The sequence below is a fragment of the Plantactinospora sp. BC1 genome, assembly GCF_003030345.1.
Classification (GTDB): Bacteria; Actinomycetota; Actinomycetes; order Mycobacteriales; family Micromonosporaceae; genus Plantactinospora.
On sequence record NZ_CP028158.1, the window covers coordinates 6062970 to 6080403 of the forward strand.

At 71.0% G+C, this 17434-nt stretch carries 20 protein-coding genes and 3 tRNA genes; 4 read left to right on the top strand and 19 right to left on the bottom strand.

The window, feature by feature from the left end:
- Positions 1–36: 36 nt before the first annotated feature.
- The 11 genes from rplK to C6361_RS26640 all read right to left on the bottom strand — a co-directional run bounded on the left by rplK (position 37) and on the right by C6361_RS26640 (position 7798).
- Positions 37–468 (bottom strand): 50S ribosomal protein L11, encoded by a 432-nt coding sequence (gene rplK, locus C6361_RS26585; protein WP_107260920.1) that lies wholly within the window; start codon positions 466–468, stop codon positions 37–39.
- A 162-nt stretch (positions 469–630) separates the two neighbouring features.
- Complete coding sequence (nusG, locus tag C6361_RS26590; RefSeq protein ID WP_107260922.1) at positions 631–1350, bottom strand: transcription termination/antitermination protein NusG; 720 nt, start codon at positions 1348–1350, stop codon at positions 631–633.
- A gap of 38 nt (positions 1351–1388) precedes the next feature.
- Positions 1389–1778 (bottom strand): preprotein translocase subunit SecE, encoded by a 390-nt coding sequence (gene secE / locus C6361_RS26595; RefSeq protein ID WP_107260924.1) that lies wholly within the window; start codon positions 1776–1778, stop codon positions 1389–1391.
- Between the two features lie 278 nt (positions 1779–2056).
- Positions 2057–2129, bottom strand: a tRNA-Trp gene (locus C6361_RS26600).
- 138 nt (positions 2130–2267) lie between these two features.
- Positions 2268–2660 (bottom strand): MaoC family dehydratase, encoded by a 393-nt coding sequence (locus C6361_RS26605; protein ID WP_107260926.1) that lies wholly within the window; start codon positions 2658–2660, stop codon positions 2268–2270.
- Between the two features lies 1 nt (position 2661).
- Positions 2662–3108: a MaoC family dehydratase N-terminal domain-containing protein gene (locus tag C6361_RS26610; RefSeq protein WP_107260928.1), complete on the bottom strand. Its 447-nt coding sequence runs from the start codon at positions 3106–3108 to the stop codon at positions 2662–2664.
- A gap of 324 nt (positions 3109–3432) precedes the next feature.
- Entirely contained in the window at positions 3433–3600 is a 168-nt protein-coding gene (rpmG, locus tag C6361_RS26615) for a 50S ribosomal protein L33 (protein ID WP_013288652.1), read from the bottom strand.
- Between the two features lie 132 nt (positions 3601–3732).
- Positions 3733–3805, bottom strand: a tRNA-Met gene (locus C6361_RS26620).
- Positions 3806–3830: 25 nt separating this feature from the next.
- Positions 3831–3903 (bottom strand) — tRNA-Thr (locus tag C6361_RS26625).
- Between the two features lie 117 nt (positions 3904–4020).
- Complete coding sequence (locus C6361_RS26630) at positions 4021–6549, bottom strand: bifunctional diguanylate cyclase/phosphodiesterase (RefSeq protein ID WP_107260930.1); 2529 nt, start codon at positions 6547–6549, stop codon at positions 4021–4023.
- Positions 6550–7192: 643 nt separating this feature from the next.
- Positions 7193–7798, bottom strand: coding sequence for a TetR/AcrR family transcriptional regulator (locus tag C6361_RS26640; protein WP_199853561.1), 606 nt, complete (start codon positions 7796–7798; stop codon positions 7193–7195).
- A gap of 212 nt (positions 7799–8010) precedes the next feature.
- On the opposite strand from C6361_RS26640, the gene abc-f reads away from it, so the two are divergent.
- A complete protein-coding gene (abc-f, locus tag C6361_RS26645; protein WP_107269353.1) occupies positions 8011–9642 on the top strand; it encodes a ribosomal protection-like ABC-F family protein in 1632 nt (543 codons plus the stop codon).
- 224 nt (positions 9643–9866) lie between these two features.
- Positions 9867–10631, top strand: coding sequence for a virginiamycin B lyase (locus C6361_RS26650; RefSeq protein WP_234359019.1), 765 nt, complete (start codon positions 9867–9869; stop codon positions 10629–10631).
- Positions 10632–10787: 156 nt separating this feature from the next.
- Here C6361_RS26650 and C6361_RS37170 read toward each other — a convergent pair whose 3' ends face one another.
- The 5 genes from C6361_RS37170 to C6361_RS26670 all read right to left on the bottom strand — a co-directional run bounded on the left by C6361_RS37170 (position 10788) and on the right by C6361_RS26670 (position 14226).
- The gene (locus C6361_RS37170; protein WP_159079483.1) at positions 10788–10946 is read right to left on the bottom strand and encodes a hypothetical protein; all 159 of its coding nucleotides are present in this window, start codon (positions 10944–10946) and stop codon (positions 10788–10790) included.
- 95 nt (positions 10947–11041) lie between these two features.
- A complete protein-coding gene (locus C6361_RS26655) occupies positions 11042–11650 on the bottom strand; it encodes a cadmium resistance transporter (protein WP_199853092.1) in 609 nt (202 codons plus the stop codon).
- Positions 11651–11726: 76 nt separating this feature from the next.
- A complete protein-coding gene (locus C6361_RS26660; RefSeq protein ID WP_159079484.1) occupies positions 11727–12611 on the bottom strand; it encodes a hypothetical protein in 885 nt (294 codons plus the stop codon).
- Positions 12612–12620: 9 nt separating this feature from the next.
- Complete coding sequence (locus C6361_RS26665; protein WP_107269356.1) at positions 12621–13811, bottom strand: RNA polymerase sigma factor; 1191 nt, start codon at positions 13809–13811, stop codon at positions 12621–12623.
- Positions 13812–13818: 7 nt separating this feature from the next.
- Positions 13819–14226 (bottom strand): YciI family protein, encoded by a 408-nt coding sequence (locus tag C6361_RS26670; protein WP_107260943.1) that lies wholly within the window; start codon positions 14224–14226, stop codon positions 13819–13821.
- Positions 14227–14429: 203 nt separating this feature from the next.
- Here C6361_RS26670 and C6361_RS26675 point away from each other — a divergent pair, with 203 nt between their 5' ends.
- Positions 14430–14933: a hypothetical protein gene (locus C6361_RS26675; RefSeq protein ID WP_107269357.1), complete on the top strand. Its 504-nt coding sequence runs from the start codon at positions 14430–14432 to the stop codon at positions 14931–14933.
- On the opposite strand, the gene C6361_RS26680 is transcribed toward C6361_RS26675, so the two are convergent.
- Entirely contained in the window at positions 14904–16094 is a 1191-nt protein-coding gene (locus tag C6361_RS26680) for an epoxide hydrolase family protein (protein ID WP_107269358.1), read from the bottom strand. The genes C6361_RS26675 and C6361_RS26680 overlap by 30 nt on opposite strands.
- A gap of 205 nt (positions 16095–16299) precedes the next feature.
- A complete protein-coding gene (locus C6361_RS26685) occupies positions 16300–16473 on the bottom strand; it encodes a hypothetical protein (RefSeq protein ID WP_159079485.1) in 174 nt (57 codons plus the stop codon).
- Between the two features lie 222 nt (positions 16474–16695).
- Here C6361_RS26685 and C6361_RS26690 point away from each other — a divergent pair, with 222 nt between their 5' ends.
- Positions 16696–16971 (top strand): hypothetical protein, encoded by a 276-nt coding sequence (locus C6361_RS26690; RefSeq protein ID WP_234359020.1) that lies wholly within the window; start codon positions 16696–16698, stop codon positions 16969–16971.
- A 28-nt stretch (positions 16972–16999) separates the two neighbouring features.
- Here C6361_RS26690 and C6361_RS26695 read toward each other — a convergent pair whose 3' ends face one another.
- Positions 17000–17419, bottom strand: a complete 420-nt coding sequence (locus tag C6361_RS26695; protein ID WP_107269361.1) for an arsenate reductase ArsC — start codon at positions 17417–17419, stop codon at positions 17000–17002.
- Positions 17420–17434 lie beyond the last annotated feature (15 nt).

The following is a 17434-nucleotide window of genomic DNA, read 5'->3' on the forward strand; positions in this document are numbered from 1 at the left end:
ACGAACTGGTCGTGCCGGTCAGGGGTGGGCGGAAGACTATTCCTTGACCGTGATGCCCATCGACCGGGCGGTGCCGGCGATGATCTTCTCGGCCTGCTCGACGTCGTTGGCGTTGAGGTCGGACATCTTCTTCTCGGCGATCTCGCGCAACTGGGCGCGGGTGACCGAGCCGACCTTCTGGCTCTGCGGGACGCCGGAGCCCTTCTGCACGCCGGCGGCCTTGATCAGCAGACGGGCGGCGGGCGGGGTCTTCAGCACGAAGGTGAAGGTCCGGTCCTCGTACACGCTGATCTCGGCCGGCACGATGTCACCGCGCTGCGACTCGGTCTGCGCGTTGTACGACTTGCAGAACTCCATGATGTTGACGCCGTGCTGACCCAGCGCCGGGCCGACCGGCGGCGCCGGGGTGGCCTGGCCCGCCGGGAGCTGAAGCGTGAACGTCTTGACGAGCTTCTTCTTCGGAGGCATGTCACTTCCTGGGCTTGAAACTGGGGAACGTGCACCTGAGGCCACCCGTCGGCGCGCACGGTCAAGCGCGCCTGCGTGACGGGCGACGTTCAAGAGTAGCGCAGCGCCGGCTCGGGCGACGCGCCGAGGTCGGCCCCGGCCGGAGCCCGGGCGGGCCGTCGATCAGATCTTGGCGACCTGGTTGAAGTTGAGCTCGACCGGAGTCTCCCGACCGAAGATCGAGACCAGGACCTTGAGCTTCTGCTGGTCGGCGTTGATCTCGCTGATCGTGGCCGGCAGCGACGCGAAGGCGCCGTCGGTCACGGTGACCGAGTCGCCGACCTCGAAGTCGAGCACCTTGACCTCCGGCTTCGCCTTCTTGGTCTCGGTCTCCACCGCCGGGGCGAGCCACTTGAGCACCTCGTCGAGCGAGAGCGGCGCGGGCCGGTCGGCCCGGTCGGTCGCGCCGACGAAGCCGGTCACCCCCGGGGTGTTGCGCACGCAGGAGTACGACTCCGGGGTGAGCTCCATCCGGACCAGGATGTAGCCCGGGAAGACCTTGTTCTGGACCTGGAGCCGCTTGCCGTTCTTGACCTCGACCTCTTCCCGGGTCGGCACCTCGACCTGGTAGATGAACTCCTCCATGTCGAGGCTGGTGATCCGGGTCTCCAGGTTCGTCTTGACCTTGTTCTCGTAACCGGCGTACGAGTGGACCACAAACCAGTCGCCGGGCGCGTAGCGCAGCTTCTGCCGCAGCTCGGCGACCGGGTCGTAGTCCTCGTCCGGCGCCTCGGCGGCGGCGAACTCCGGCTCGTTGGCGGCCTCGACCGACTCGGTACCGCTCGCCGTCGCCACCGCGGACTGCTCGTCCGGGGTCTCGGCGGTCTCGTCGTACTCAGGCACGCTCGCTCACTTCCGTCACTATCAGGTGGGGCAGGTGGTCAGCTGGAGCCACCGAAGACCCACAGCACGCCGCGGGCGAAGGCGTAGTCCAGCCCGGCCACGATCGTCAGCACCACGGCGACGAACACGACCACCACGGCGGTGTAGGTCAGCAGCTCCTTACGGGTCGGCCAGATGACCTTACGCAGCTCTGCCACGACCTCGCGGAAGAACCGGGCAAGCCGGCCGAATATTCCGACCCGGCCCTCGGTCTTGGTCTTGGGCCTGCTGTCCGCCTCGTCGGCCTTGGTGCGCTCCCGGGTGGCGGTGCCACCGCGTCCGACCGGCTCGTCCGCCTCGTCGTCGGCGTCATCGTCGACGACGTCGTCGATCATCTCGTCGTCGAGACGGTCGTTGTCGTCCTCGTCGCGCCGATTCTTCTCGGCCACTTCGCCCTCCGTCGCCGGGTGGTTGGTACGCGCGTCGGTGGACGCGCGCTGCGCTTTTCACGCCGGCCGGAACCCGGAGTCTCCGTCTCGGGCACCGACCGCCCTCGACCGAACCCTCCGGACGACCGTCCCCCGGAACGGCCCGCGGCCGGCGGATCCGTCAGGGACCGGACCGGGCGGACGAACCGCCTCGGCTCGACCCCGCCGATGCCACCAACACGAGCCGGTCGCCACAGGTGATGGCGACGCCGATCCCGGGACCGGTCAGGCCGTAGGCGCAGGGGTGACAGGACTTGAACCTGCAGCCTGCGGTTTTGGAGACCGCTGCTCTGCCAATTGAGCTACACCCCTGTGTGGGCAGCCGACCCACTCAGGCACGCACGCCTGAGTAGAGGCCACTTGCCCCACGGCGGACCAGTGTACGGGTAGAGGCACGAGTTTCCCAACCGGTGTGCCCCAGCGAGCCCGTCCCGCCCGGTCCAGCCGGAGCTATGCCGGAGTGCGGATCACCGCCCGGGCCTGGGCGAGCACCTTCTCGCCCTGGCAGGTCGCGGTCAGGTCGAGCCGGGTGAGTCCGTCCTCGGGCTCACCCCGGACGGCGGCGCTCACCTCGATCTCGGTGCCCTCGTCGTCGTCCGGCACCACGACCGGCCGGGTGAACCGGACGCTGTATTCCACCACCGCGTCCGGTGAACCGGCCCAGTCGGTGACCGCGCGCCCGACCAGCGCCATGGTGAACATGCCGTGCGCGATCACCCCGGGCAGGCCCACCTTGGTGGCGAACCGGTCGCTCCAGTGGATGGGGTTGAAGTCGCCCGAGGCGCCCGCGTAGCGGACCAGGTCCGCGCGGGTGATCCGGAAGGTACGAGGTGCAAGATCCATCTCAGCCCTCTCCGCGTACGACGAGCTTGGTCCAGACGGTGACCACCGGCTCCCCCGCCGTCGTGCTCACCTCGGTACGGGTGGTCATGAAGCTGTGCGCGCCCCGGTTGAGGATCTCCTCGACGGTGTTGACGCAGACCAGCTCGTCACCGGCGATCACCGGCCGGGTGTAGCGGAACCGCTGGTCGCCGTGGACCACCCGGCTGTAGTCGACGCCGAGTTCCGGGTCCTCGACGATCTGCCGGCTGGCCGCCATCGTGATCGTGAACGGGAAGGTCGGCGGCGCCACCACGTCGGCGTGCCCGAGCGCCCGGGCGGCGTCCGGATCGTGGTGTGCCGGGTCGACGGCCCCGATCGCCGTGGCGAACTCTCGGATCTTCTCGCGGCCCACCTGGTACGGCGGGGTCGGCGGATAGCTGCGGCCGACGAAGGACGGGTCCAGGGACATGCCGCCGAACCTACACGGCGGGGGCGATCCGCCGGGGCCGCCGCCCGGCGGCCGGGACGAGCCTGTCGGAGCCCAGGAAGGGCACCCAACGGAGGTCGGGGACGAGCCAGCCGCAAGCCCGTCAGGGGCCCGGAAGGTCGCCGCCGGACGGCGGGACAGCGGACCGGGCGGGGCGCGGCGGGCGCAGGGCGTACACAGCAGCGCAGGGGCGTGCAGAGCAGAATCGCCGCCCCGGGCCTGGGCGGGAGCGGCTCGGGGCGCGCTCACCAGGGCCGGAACGGCGATGCTGGTGGTCTCTGGTCGGCCGACTCGCGTCGGCGTCGATCAGCGGGTCTCGCGGTGAACGGTGTGCTTGCCGTCCCGGGGGCAGAACTTCTTCAGCTCGATGCGGTCCGGGTCGTTACGGCGGTTCTTACGCGTGATGTAGTTGCGCTCCTTGCACTCCACACACGCCAAAGTGATCTTGGGACGGACATCGGTCGCCTTGGCCACGGCGGGGCGCCTTCCTCGTTAGCGGACTGAACTACGACGTACCAGCGTAGACGCCTGCCACGCGGACACGCAAAGTGGGCGCCGACAGCGCCCTCTTGTTTCGGTCTCCGGGTTTGCCCCGGCGCCCGAGAGTAGCGGTGGCCGGACTTGAACCGGCGACACAGCGATTATGAGCCGCTTGCTCTGCCATCTGAGCTACACCGCCGTGGCGGGTCCAACAGAACCCTCTGAGCCCCCTTACGGAATCGAACCGTAGACCTTCTCCTTACCATGGAGACGCTCTGCCGACTGAGCTAAGGGGGCGCGCACGCGATCTTTCCTGGTGGCGCGCAGAGGTAAGAGTACACGTCGTCGGGCACGAGGTGAAATCAGATCCCCGGTAGCCAAACCGGGGCATCGATCCCGGGCCGTCCGACCAGGTCAGGGCACTGCCCGCAGCCGCCGTACGTCGGCCGGGCCGGCCGAGGTGTCGGACTCCGACTGGGCCGCGAACCATGCCTCCAGGCGCTCGTACGGCAGCGGGCGGCTGAACAGGAAGCCCTGCCCGATCTGGCACCCGATGTCCTGGAGCAGCTCCAGGGTGAGTTCGCTCTCCACCCCCTCGGCCACCACCGCCAGGCCGAACTGCTGGGAGAGCGTCACCACCGCGTTGACGATCGCCAGGTCCACCGGGTCGGTCGCCATCCCCTGCACGAACGAGCGGTCGACCTTGACCTCGTTGACCGGCAACCGACGCAGGTAGGAGAGCGAGGAGTGGCCGGTACCGAAGTCGTCGACGGCGAGGCGTACCCCGACGTCGCGCAGCCGGCGCAGCCCCGGCACCGCGCGTTCGGTGCCGTCCAGTACGCCGGCCTCCTTGATCTCCAGGGTGAGCAGCTCCGGGGCGACGCCGTACTCCGCGAGCATCCCCTGCACCAGGGCCGGGAACTGCTGGTCGGCGAGGGTACGCGGAGAGATGTTGACCGAGACGGCGAGGGTGTTGCCGCCGCTGGTCCAGTCCCGGCTGCGCCGCAGCGCCTCGCCGAGCACCAGCCTGGTCAGCTCGGGAAGCTGGCCGGTGTGCTCCGCCACCGCCACGAAGTCCTCCGGGGCCACCGTCCCGTGCGCCGGGTGCACCCACCGGGCCAGGCACTCCACCCCGACCAACCGCCGGTCGGTCAGGGTGACCTTGGGCTGGTAGTAGACCTCCACCTCGGCGTGGTCGAGCGCGCGGCGCAGGTCGCCGGCGAGGCCGAGCCGCCGCGACGACCGGGACTCCAGCCCGGGGCTGAAGAGCTGGATGCCGTCCGGGGCCGACTTGGCCCGGGTCACCGCGAGGTCGGCGCGCTGGAGCAGGGTCGCCGGGTCGTCACCGTGGTCCGGATGCACCGCGACCCCGACCACGGTGTCGACGTCGAGGACGAGCACGTCGAAGACCATCCGGTCGCGGATCTGCTCGCGCAGCTCGGCGGCGAGGTCGAGCGCCGCGTCGATGCTCTCCATCCGCAGCGTCACCACGAACTCGTCACTGCCGACCCGGCCGACCAGCGCGGCGGAGGGCGCCGAAGAGCGCAGCCGGTTCGCCACCTCGACGAGTACCCGGTCGCCGGCCGCGTGCCCGACGGACTCGTTGACCTGGCGGAGCCCGGCCACGTCGAAGAGGAGCAGCGCGACGACCTCGTTCGGGGCGCGTACCCGGACCGCCTCCTCCAGCGCCCCGGTCACCCGCCGCCGGTTGGGCAGGTTGGTCAGCCCGTCGTGGTACGCGTCGTGCCGCAGCCGGTCGACCAGCCGCGAGTTCTCCAGGGCGACCGCGGCGTGCGCGGCGATCGTCTCGAAGACCGGCACGTCCGCGGGGGTGAAGTGCCCGATGTCGGCGAGCCGGTTCACCACTTCCAGGGACCCGATCACCGCCTGGCCGGAGCGGAGCGGCGTGACGATCACGTCCTTCAGGCCCGCTTCCCGCAACGCCTCCCGCACGTCCGGGTGGCCGCCCATCCGGCTGCCGGCGGCGACGGTCCGGCTCTCCCCGGTGGCGCGCTCCCGGGCGATCAGCGGGGTCCGGGAGAAGTCGAGCAGTCCCGAGTCCTCGACCCTGGCGGTGAGCAGGACCTCCGGGTGCCGGCCCTGGGCGGGAAGCCAGAGGGTGGCGTACTCGGCCTGCATCAGCGCCCGCACCCGACCCAGCAGCGAGTCGGCCAGGGTGCCGTCCTGGCCGCGCTCGCTCATCGCCTTGGTGAGTTCGTAGACGTCGGCGAGGGTCCGGTGCTGGCGGAAGAACTGTGCGTACGAGCGGTAGAGCAGGAGCAACGCGGCGGCGAGTGCGAGCAGGAGCAGGGCGGACCACGGGGTGACGCGGAGGCAGATCACGATGACCAGGCCCAGGGCCACGTTGAGCATGACCGTGAGCAGGCCGGGACCGGAGGTGCGGAACACCTCCCAGCCCGCCTGCGCGCCATGCATGATCGCGAAGACTCCGGCGACCGCGCCCAGCGTCACCAGCGCGTGGGTCGCCACGGCGGCGACGAGCACACCCCAGGTGCTCGGGCCGAAGCCGTGCATCTCCGGCAGCGCCAGCACGACCAGACTCGCCAGCGACACCGCCGCGGCGGACTTGGCGACGTTGAACCACAACTTCGCCGGCGGGAACCGCCGGTAGATCTGGGTGATCAGCGAACCGAGCGTGAAGACGAGTACGACGGTGAGCGGCGGCAGCAGGTAGAGCCCGAAGAGCAGGGGAATCTCGATGAACGTGATGGCCGTGGTCTGTCGTCGGACGACGTAGAACAGCAGCGGCGTGTCACCCAGCAGCGCGAGACCGAGCACCAGGGCCGCCCACCCCCACTCGCCGGGCGGACCGTCGAGGACCCCGAGCACCACCGCCAGGACGACGGCGAAGATGGCCAGCGGGCCGGTGATCAGCCAGGCGTGTTCGGGGGATCGACGTGCTGCCGGTGGGCGCCCAGCCATACCACTCCCAATGGAAGAGAGTTCGTCCCTCGCGGGGCGGCCGCTAGACCCAGTCCCAGCCGAGAGTCTGGAGCCCGGCCTCCGACTCGGTCGTGTCACCCTCGGCTGGAGGGTCGGTCGAGTCAGCCGGAGGGTCGGTCGAGTCAGCGATCCAGATGTGGCCGCTTTGGTCCCGCACAGCCAGATCGGTCACCGCGGTCGCCGCGGCGAAGCCACTGACGGCGAGCGCCGCGAGCAGAAGTAGGGAGCCTATGAGGCGGCCCAACCTCCATGCAGGCATCGGTTGCTCCCGTCGAGGTAGCGTCGTAGAAGGTAGATGTTCCATGATGGTGCCACAGTCAGAGGAACCCGCAAAGCCATCGGAAGGGCGACCACCCGGGGATCGGCAAAGTCTAACCGTTCGGTAGGGACAACTCCGCCGGCCGGCCGCAACCCGCTTGCGAGCAAATGCCCGACAGGATTCACTCCCCGCTCAATAAGACTCACCACCCGTACGCGATCAGGCGTATCAAATACCGTTGTCGCCGGATTTCGGCTAAACCACTGCAATCGCGTAACTCCACCCATCACGGACGGAGCGCCGCCGCAGAATGGGTCGACATCGGGACACTAGGGATAGCTCGGACCATCGTCCACAGCGGACTCAGCGCGCACCGGCCGGAGTCTGCGAGGCCGGCACCGCCACGTCGCGTGGATCACAGTCCGTGAGGGCGCCGGCCGTGAAGGCCCCGGCCCGGGCGGCCGTCACGGCGTCCCGGGCCGCCCGGAGCGCGAACTCCCGGTCGGGCGAGGTCCGCAGCAGCACCAGCTCGTGGTAGACCGGCGCGGTGGCGGCGACGAGCAGTCGACGCGGATCGCAGCCGGCCGGGATCTCGCCGCGCCGTACCGCCCGGTGCACGATGACGGCACAGCGGTCGTACCGGTCGGCCCAGAAGGAGCGGAGGGCGTCGGCGGCCGGCGCCGAACGGAACGACGCCGCGATCAGCGCCGTCGTGACCGGCGGATCGGCGGTGAGCGCCGCGCACACCTCCGCGTTGACCGCGAGCAGGTCGCCCTCCAGCGAGCCGGTGTCGGGTGGTCGCCAGTCGTCCCCGATGCCCTCGACGAGTACGTCGGCGAGCAGCCCACCGACGTCCCGCCAGCGCCGGTAGACCGTGGTGCGGTGCACCCCCGACCGCTCCGCCACGGCGTCGATGCCGAGCGCGTCGTAGCCGTACTCGACGAGGTGGTCCCGGACCGCGTCGAGCACCCGGCGGCGGACCTCGGCGCTGCGCCCCCCGGGCCGGCGGGCGGGCCCGGCGGCGGAACCGGTTGGCGGTCGGGGCGGAGTCATGGCACTATCTTACTGCTACATCCGTAGACTTAAGGTAGGTACCCGTCCGATGATCAGGTGAGCGTCCCCCGCGTCCCGAGCCGCCGCACGACCCGGCGGCCGATCCGTCGACGACCGGAGTCGCTCCCATGCCTACCCAGCTCAGCCTGCACAACGTCACCAAGCGCTACGCCGACCGGACCGTGCTCGACGCGGTCAGCTGCGCCATCGCCGCCGACGAACGCACCGCGATCATCGGCGAGAACGGCTCCGGCAAATCCACCCTGCTCCGGCTGCTCGCCGGACGGGAACGCCCCGACGAGGGACGCGTCACCGTCGTCACCGACGGCGGGCTCGGCTATCTCGGGCAGGACGCGCCGCTGCCGGGACACCTGACCGTGCGGCAGGCGATCGACGACGCCCTGGCCGAGCTGCGCCGGATCGAGGCCCGACTGCGGGAGCTGGAACCCCTGCTCGGCGACGGCGACCAGCGACAGCTGACCGAGTACGGCGAGCTGGCCACCGTCTTCGAGCTGCGCGGCGGGTACGACGCCGACGCCCGGGTGGAACGGACGCTGCACGCGCTCGGCCTGGCCGGGATCGACCGGAGCCGGCGACTCGGCGAACTCTCCGGCGGCGAGCAGGCCCGGCTGCACCTCGCCGCGGTGCTCTCGGCCGGCTCCGAGGTGCTGCTGCTCGACGAGCCGACCAACCACCTCGACGACGACTCGCTGTACTGGCTGGAGGAGCATCTGCGCGGCCGGCGGGGCAGCACGGTGCTGGTCTCGCACGACCGGGTCTTTCTCGACCGGGTCGCCGGGACACTGATCGAAGTGGACGGTGACCGGCACACCCTGGTCCGGTACGGCGACGGATACCCCGGATTCCTCGCCGCCAAGGCGGCCGCCCGGCGGCGCTGGGCCCAGGCACACCTCGACTGGCAGACCGAGGTCGGCCGGCTGCGCGAGGCGGTGGCGACCACGGCCCGGCAGGTCGCGCCGGGCCGGGAGATGAAGGACCGGAACAAGATGGCGTACGACCGGGACGCCGGCCGGGTGCAGCAGTCCGTCGCCAGCCGGGTACGCAACGCCGAACAGCGACTGCGCCGGCTGACCGAGCACCCCGTGCCGCCGCCCCCGCAGCCGCTCCGGTTCAGCCCGACGTTCTCCGCCGACGGCACCAGCGGGGTGCTGCTGCACGCCGACGGGGTGGCGGTGCGGGGGCGGCTGCGCGAAACCCGGTTGACGCTGGGTAGCCGGGATCGGCTGTTGATCAGCGGAGCGAACGGTGCGGGGAAGAGCACCCTGTTGCGGGTACTCGCCGGCGAGCTGGTGCCGGACGCCGGCCGGGTGGTCCGGCGGGGGCGGATCGGCTACCTGGCCCAGGAGGTCGAGGTCGAACGGCCACGGGAACCGCTGCTGGCCGCCTTCGCCCGGGGCCGGCCCGGATCACCGGCCGAGTACGTCGACGAGCTGCTCGCGCTGGGGCTCTTCGACCGGGAGCGGCTCGGCGTACCCGTCGGGGAGCTATCCACCGGCCAGCGGCGACGGCTCGCGCTGGCCCGGCTGGTCAGCGCGCCGGCCGACCTGCTGCTGCTCGACGAGCCGACCAACCACCTGTCGCCGGGCCTGGTCGAGGAGGTGGAGGCGGCGCTCGCGGAGTATCCGGGCGCGGTGCTGGTGGTCAGTCACGACCGGCGGCTGCGCGAGCGGTGGCGCGGCGAGCACCGGGTGATGGCCGCCGGGGCACTCGCCCCGGAACCGGTCGCCGCCACGGGTTGACCCGAAAAGCACCACGGCGCCGGTTTGCGATTCGGCCGGATCGCACCGATCGCGGGTCGCGCCGATCGAATTCAGAAGGAAGGAAAACCGAAATGACATCTTCGCGTCATCCGTCGGTACGGGAGTTTCCGATAGCCGATCCCAGCGCCGGCCCGTACGGCTTGACCGTCGGGCCGGACGGCGCAATATGGGTCACCCTGGTGCATGCCGGGGAAATCATCCGAATGACCCCCGATGGGGAGGTACGACGTCACCCACTCGACGGATCGGGGAGCCGCCCCTGCGTCATCGCCCCGGGACCGGACGGTGCGCTCTGGTTCACCCGGTCCCAGGACCACCGGATCGGGCGGATCTCCCTCGCCGGGCAGCTCACCTCGTACCCGATCCCGTCGCCGGCCGGCGGCCCGTACGGCATCACCGCCGGGCCGGACGGCGCGCTCTGGTTCACCGAGATGAACACCGACCGGATAGGTCGGATCGACCCCGACGGCAGGATCGAGGAGTATCCGCTGCCCGGGACGGGTGCGTTCCCCTCGATGATCACCACCGGTGCCGACGGGGCACTCTGGTTCACCCTCAACCAGGCGAACGCGGTCGGCCGGATCGAGGTCGACGGCGAACTCACCCTGCACCCGCTGCCGACGGCCGGCGCCGGACCGGTCGGCATCACCGCCGGCGCCGACGGCGCGGTCTGGTTCGTCGAGATCGCCGCCGGTCAGCTCGGCCGGATCACCCCGGACGGAAAGATCACCGAGATTCCGCTACCGGACCGGGCCGCCCGGTCGCACGCGATCGCCGCCGCACCGGACGGGAGCCACTGGTTCACCGAGTGGGGCGCCAACCGGGTCGGGCACCTCGGCGCGGACGGCACGATCCGGGAGTACGACCTGCCGACGCCGGGGTCGGAGCCGCACGGGATCGCCGTCGGCCCGGACGGGGTGGTCTGGGTCGCCCTGGAGATCGGCAGCGTCGCCCGGCTCACGCCGTAGCGGAGGTTGGGGTTCGGCACCCGCCGGTCGTGGCTGTCCGGGGCGGCTGGTCGGACCCGGCGGCGGCCGGGCGGCCACCCGCCGGCCCAATCTCGACGGGCCGCCACCCGCTGGCCCAACCTCGACGGGCCGCCACGCCGGCCCAACCTCGACAGGTCACCGCCGCTGGCTCGCCCGGCGCCGGTCGGCGTCCTCGATCGCATGACGTACCGCCAGCCGGATCACCCAGTACAGTGCCCCGAACATGACCACGGTCAGCGCGAGATAGACGGTGAGCACGAAGAGCAGTTCGGGGATCTGGCCGCTGGAACCCATGCGCAGACGCTAGGCCAGCCCGGCCGTTGCCGCCGCCCCACACCCACGAGCGGACGCCTTCGTTGCCACCCGGACGCGTCCGCACGCCTGACCGGTCAACCCGCGAGTCGGCCGAGTACGCCGGACTCGACCACGATCACCGTACCGATCAGCATGAAGACGACCGGCACGATCCAGTGCCCGAAGCGTCGTACCAGGTCGACGACCCTCTGGTGTGAGCCGAGCCAGGACCCGGCCAGACACCAGGCCGCGACCCCGACGGCGAAGACCGCCACGGTGAGCAGGCTGTCGGCGACGCCGATCGTGCGAAACGTCGGCGTGTAGACGGAGAGGTTGTCGGCGCCGTTCGCCACCGTCACCCCGATCACCGAGAAGAGGCCGGTGGACACCACGGGTGACGGCGCTTCGACCTCGCCCCGGGCCCGCAGCGCCGGGACGAGACCACGCACCCCGAGGGCGAACGGGACCAGGCCGAGCAGCCCCACCCATCGGTCCGGCACGATCGTCAGCCCGAGTGCGGCGACGGCGGAGACGAGGACCAGGACGGCGATCCCGGCGTACTGGCCGACCCAGATCTGCCACGGTCGCGGCCGGCCCGCCGCGCGGGCGGAGAGGAAGAGCACGGTCAACACGATGATGTCGTCGACGTTCGTACCGGCGAAGAGCCCGACCGCCGCGAGCAGCGTCCCGACCAGATCCCCCACGCGCAGGGACTCTACGGGCCAGAAGCGCCGCGCTCCCGGCACGGCCGGGTTCGAGGCGCTCGTTGCAGGGCAGTGATCAGGTCGGGCCGGCGGCGGTCCGGGCGGCGCGGAGGGCGCCGACGGCGAGCAGCAGCGGCCCGGCGAGCGTCAGCGCGGCCAGCAGCGCCGCCGACACGTCGACCAGATCGGCCAGCGAGGTGGCCACGCCGACCGACAGGAAGACGCCGTGATCCGGGTTGGCGAACGACCACCAGGCCGACCAATCGCCGACGAGATCCTCGAAGGCGAGCGCCGCCGAGACCGTGACCAGCAGCGCTCCGAGCGGTACGAGGCCGGTCCGGTCGGCACGCGACGCCGACACTGCCAGCACGGCCGCCGCCGCGAGGGTGGCCAGCAGCGCCGGCCAGCCGGCTCCGAGCAGGCCGAGCAGCGGGTCGCCGTCGATCCGGGACCAGACGTCCGCACCGACGACCACGAGCAGGAGTACGGCGACACCTCTCGCCAGTACCGTGGCCCTCGGCCGCTGCCGGACCGGCAGCGCGAGTACGGCCACGGCGAGGCAGAGGACACCGAGCAGCAGCGCCACGCAGGCGAGCCGTTCCTGGTCGAGTGCCTGCCGCCACTGGTCGAGTACCGGCTGTGGCAGCGTCGGCCGCCCGGTCGACCCGGCAGTACCGTCCAGCGGCGTGTAGAACGGGATCAGCAGGTTGCGAGGGGCCGGTTGGCCGGAGTCCCGCCACAGTTCCACCGCCGTGGGGAGCGCGAGCAGGGCGATGCCGGCGGCGAGCGCCGGTCGTACCCGTGGCGCTGCCGGACCGGCGACCAGGACGTACCCGACCAGCGCGGCCGACGCGACGAGCGCGGCCTGGGCGGCGGCGCGGTCGGCGGAGACCAGCGCTGCCAGGGCCGACAGCGTGCCGGCAGCGACGAAGACCGTCAACAGGACACGCGTGGGGCGCACGGTCAGCGATCATTCCATAGATGGGTCGCGACGGGTGCCGCCCTCGATCCCTACCCCTGCCGACCGGCGGGTGTTGAGGCGGGCGGCCTGCCGCATCAGGTGGTCGCGCTCGGCGAGGTTGGCTGCCTTTCGGGCCGCCTCGGCGTAGAGCCGCGCCGCCGTCGCCGGGTCGCCGTCGCGCTCGTGCAGATACGCCGCCACCGCCGTGTGGCGGGGCAGCGAGTCGTCCAGCGCCGCGAGCGCCGCCAACCCGGCACGCGCTCCGTCCGCCTCGCCGACGGCGACCGCCCGGTTGAGCCGCACGACGGGGCTGTCGGTCAGCCGCGCGAGTTCGTCGTACCACTCGACGATCTGCACCCAGTCGGTCTCCTCGGCGGTGGGCGCGTCGGCGTGCAGTGCCGCGATGGCCGCCTGGGCCTGGAACTCGCCCAGCCGGTCGCGGGCGAGGGCCGCCTGGAGGATCTCCACGCCCTCGGCGATCATTGTGGTGTCCCACCGGCCGCGGTCCTGCTCGGCCAGCGGCACCAGGCTGCCGTCGGGCGCGGTCCGGGTGGCGCGCCGGGCGTGGTGCAGCAGCATGAGGGCGAGCAGTCCCGCCACCTCGGGGTGGTCGATCGCGGCCGCGAGCTGCCGGGTCAGCCGGACGGCCTCGGCGGCGAGGTCGACGTCGCCGGAGTAGCCCTCGTTGAAGACCAGGTAGAGGACGCGCAGCACGGTGGCGACGTCGCCGGGCTGGTCGAACCGTACCCCCGAGACGGTGCGCTTGGCCCGGCTGATCCGCTGCGCCATGGTCGCCTCCGGCACCAGGTACGCCTGGGCGATCTGGCGGGTGGTCAGCCCGCCGACGGCACGCAGCGTGAGCGCGACCGCCGACGACGGCGTCAGCGACGGGTGGGCGCAGAGGAAGTAGAGCTGGAGCGTGTCGTCCACCACGGGCACGGGCCCGGGCGCCGGCTCCTCGTCGAGGAGGTCCTCACGACGGCGGCGGGCGGCGTCCGCCCGGTTCGCGTCGAGGAACCGGCGCCAGGCCACGGTGACCAGCCAGCCCTTCGGGTCCCGGGGCGGATCGGCCGCCCAGGTCCGGACCGCGTCGACCAGCGCGTCCTGTACGGCATCCTCGGCCGCCGCGAAGTCGGCCCCGCGGCGGACGAGGATGCCGAGCACGCTCGGGGTGAGGCTCCGGATCAGGGCCTCGTTCATCTGTCGGTCACTCCGTGATGGTCGGCGGCTCGGTCAGGAAGGGGCGCAGCTCGAGCCACTCGTGGATCGGCTTCCCGCCGGCCCCGGGAGCCGCCGACAGCTCCCCGGCCAGTTCGACGGCGCGCTCGTAGCTGTCGACGTCAATCACCATCCAGCCGGCGATCAGGTCCTTGGTCTCGGCGAACGGGCCGTCGGTGACCGGCGGGCGCCCCTCACCGTCGTACCTGACGAACGTCCCCTCGGGGGCGAGCGCCTGACCGTCGACGTACTCGCCGGTCTCCTCCAGCCGGGCCGCGAAGTCGCTCATGTACTGCACGTGCGCCGTGATCTCCTCCGGCGTCCACTTCTCCATCGGTACGTCGTTGACCGCAGCCGGAGCGCCACGGTAGTGCTTGAGCAGCAGATACTTGGCCATCGTGTTTCTCCTCGGTACCGGTGTGCGACCCATTCTGGCCGCGTTCACAGCCGGGGACGGAGCAGGTCACCGGTTCTCGACATCGCCGTCGGAATTTTCTGTCCCCGATTTCCGAGCCCCCGGCCGGCCGTGCGCCCGCCGTCGGGGCGGCCCCGGCGCGGGACGGGAGCGCGGGACAGTCGACCACCAGGCACAATCCGGCGGTGCCGATCTCGATCTCGAACTACCGGGACCTCTTCGCGGACATCCGCAGACGACCCGGAATGTGGCTCATCCGGGCGGACTTCGCCAGCGTCGTGTCGTTCGTCGACGGCTGCAACGAGGGAAACGCCCGAGCCCTGCTGACCGGCTTCCAGCCCTGGCTGGTGACCCGGGCCGGCTGCCTGGACAACCACCTCTGGTGGAGCATCGTCGCTCACCTGACCGAACCCGTCGGCGCCAAGAACGTCCGCGACCTGGACCCCGAGCTTGACGCCCGGGCCGTCGAGACGCTGTTCGACCTCCTCGACGAATTCCTGGAGCTCCGCGACGAGCACGACGGCCTGCGCCGCGTCTACGCCGTACACGAAGAGTGGCGCCGCCTGCGCGGACAGGCCGGCTGCGGCGCCACCAGCGCGCCCGGCTGCCCGACCGTGCCCTGGCCCAGAGCCGCGAGCCGGAGCGGGCGGGGTTCAGGGTTACCGCAGCGGCCGGAACGCGGCGCGTAGTTCGGTGGAGAAGAGTTCCGGTTCCTCCCAGGCGGCGAAGTGGCCGCCGCTGCCGACCTCGTTGAAGTACGCGAGGTCGGGGTAGACCGTCTCGGCCCAACTGCGCGGGGCGGCCCAGAGTTCGTCGGGAAAGGTCGTGAAGCCGACCGGTACTGAGACCGGCGGCGGCGCCTGGCCAGCGGCGTCGGCAGCGGCCTGGGCCCGGGCGAACTCCCAGTACCACCGGGCGGACGAGGCGCCGGTGCCGGTCAGCCAGTACAGCGTGATGTTGTCGACGATGCTCTCCCGGGTGAGACCGCCGACGGCCCCGCCGTCGACGAACGCCCGGGACATCTTGTAGTAGCTGCTCGTGTCGTGGTCGAGCATCCAGGCCGCCAGCCCGACGGGTGAATCCAGCAGGGAGTAGCCGATCGTCTGCGGGCGGGTGGACTGCTCCAGGAAATAGCCGAAGCCGTCCGTCGTGAAGGTGTTGAGCGCGTCGTACGCCGCCCGCTCCGGCCCGGACTGCGCCGGCAACTGGTCCTTGAGACCGATCGCCGCGACGAGCAGATTGACGTGGATGCCGAGCAGCCCCTCGGGGGCCAGTCGAGCCATCGCGTCCGTGACGGTGGCGCCGACGTCGCCGCCCTGGGCGACGTAACGCGAGTAGCCGAGCCGGTTCATCAACTCCGCCCACGCACGCGCCATCCGGGTGGACTCCCAGCCGTGCTCGGTCGGTTCACCCGAGCAGCCGTAGCCGGGGAGCGAGGGCAGCACCAGGTGGAACGCGTCCTCGGCGGTACCGCCGTGCGCGGTCGGGTCGGTGAGTGGGCCGATCACCCCGAGCAGCTCGACGACCGACCCCGGCCAGCCGTGCGTGATGATCAGCGGCAGTGCGTTCTCGTGCCGCGACCGCAGGTGGATGAAATGGATCTCGACACCGTCGATCTCCGTCGTGTACTGCGGCAGCGCGTTCAGCCTCGTCTCGAACGCGGGCCAGTCGTGCTCGGTCGTCCAGTACCGGGCCAGTTCCTGGACGGTCGCGAGCTGCACGCCCTGGGAGCGATCGGTGACCAGTTCCCGGCTGGGCCAGCGGGTGGCTCCGATCCGGCGATGCATGTCGGCGATCGCGTCTTCCGGCGTGTCGAGCCGGAAGGGACGGATTTCGTTGTCGTTCGACATGTTCCACCTGCCGGGTCGGGTCGACTTCCACCTGCCGCGCGGTCGGGTCGACCGGCGCCGGGCGCCGGCCGGCTGGTACGAGCCCAGTTTCGCACCGGCCCGGCGACCAGCGGACCGGAACGCGATTTCGCCCTCGGGTCCGGGTCCGGGTCCCGGTTCGGGGTTCGGGGTTCGGGGTTCGCACTCGCGTCTGGCCGGGACCGGTTCACGGAGGGCTGATGGTCGGTCGGCACGAGCCGAACCGGCCGATTGACGAGGTGATGTCCACGATCTCGACGGCGAGTACAGCGGTACGGTCGAGCGCGGTGTTGTGGACCAACCCTTCGATGCCGTCTCCCACGGCGAGGAAGACACCCAACGGCGGTACGACGCGGGTCACCGTACCCATCCCCCGATACCCATCCCTCGATTCTTTCGCCCCGTCCTGCCCTGCCCGGGCACACCATGGATCCTGTCTCCATACCCCGGCCTCTGATCAGCACGGACGCCGATCATCAGGGGTACGGCAACTCGGAGGCGACACACGGGGCGTCGACTAAGATCCGGTAACCGCACCGGAGGGGGTCGGATGGTGACATGGCGTCCCCTGGCTGGTGCCGTCATGAGCCTTGTGGTGATCCTGATAGGTGTCGCCCTGGGCACCAACTTTCGCGGCGTCACCGAGTGGCACGTACGGCGGTCGATCTCCACGGCCAGCGTGCTACGGCGAATTCCGCCGTGGCTCTGGCTGCCGGACGTCTCACAAGAGGAGCGTCTAGCTCGCTTCGTACTGCTGGAACGGGTGCTTGGGATAACCTTCGCAGTGGTCGGCGTCATGATCTTGATCGCCGTCGGCTACGGCATCTCGGCAGGTCAGCCGATGCGGACGGTGAAGTAACAGGCTCTCATCGCAACCGTCGGTAAGGTCAACCCGCTGCTGGCCCGGTCGGGTTCAGTTCCGCGAGGAGGCGCACGATCCGGGTACGGATCTCGTCGCGGACCTCGCGGACGACGGACAGGGGCTGGCCGGCGGGGTCGGCGAGGGACCAGTCCTCGTAGCGCTTGCCGGGAAAGACCGGGCAGGTGTCTCCGCAGCCCATCGTGACGATCACGTCGCTGGCTTCGGCGGTCTCCCAGTCGAGAATCTTGGGTTGTTCGGTTGATATGTCGATGCCGACCTCCCGCATCGCTTCGACGGCCACCGGGTTGATCTGCCCGGCGGGCTCCGAACCGGCGGACCGGACCTCGACACTGTCCCCGGCCAGTTGACGTAGCCAACCGGCCGCCATCTGGGAACGGCCGGCGTTGTGTACACAGACGAATAGGACGGAGGGCTTGTCGGCCACCGTTGCTCCTCAATC

Coding starts and splice junctions, on each gene's coding strand:
- C6361_RS26605 (WP_107260926.1), bottom strand. CDS start 2,660: ATGGATCTTGCACCTCGTACCTTCCGGATCACCCGCGCGGACCTGGTC.
- C6361_RS26680 (WP_107269358.1), bottom strand. CDS start 16,094: ATGTCGAACGACAACGAAATCCGTCCCTTCCGGCTCGACACGCCGGAA.
- C6361_RS26665 (WP_107269356.1), bottom strand. CDS start 13,811: ATGAACGAGGCCCTGATCCGGAGCCTCACCCCGAGCGTGCTCGGCATC.
- C6361_RS26670 (WP_107260943.1), bottom strand. CDS start 14,226: ATGGCCAAGTATCTGCTGCTCAAGCACTACCGTGGCGCTCCGGCTGCG.
- C6361_RS26690 (WP_234359020.1), top strand. CDS start 16,696: ATGAGCCTTGTGGTGATCCTGATAGGTGTCGCCCTGGGCACCAACTTT.
- C6361_RS26610 (WP_107260928.1), bottom strand. CDS start 3,108: ATGTCCCTGGACCCGTCCTTCGTCGGCCGCAGCTATCCGCCGACCCCG.
- C6361_RS26630 (WP_107260930.1), bottom strand. CDS start 6,549: ATGGCTGGGCGCCCACCGGCAGCACGTCGATCCCCCGAACACGCCTGG.
- rplK (WP_107260920.1), bottom strand. CDS start 468: ATGCCTCCGAAGAAGAAGCTCGTCAAGACGTTCACGCTTCAGCTCCCG.
- abc-f (WP_107269353.1), top strand. CDS start 8,011: ATGCCTACCCAGCTCAGCCTGCACAACGTCACCAAGCGCTACGCCGAC.
- C6361_RS37170 (WP_159079483.1), bottom strand. CDS start 10,946: ATGGGTTCCAGCGGCCAGATCCCCGAACTGCTCTTCGTGCTCACCGTC.
- C6361_RS26650 (WP_234359019.1), top strand. CDS start 9,867: ATGACCCCCGATGGGGAGGTACGACGTCACCCACTCGACGGATCGGGG.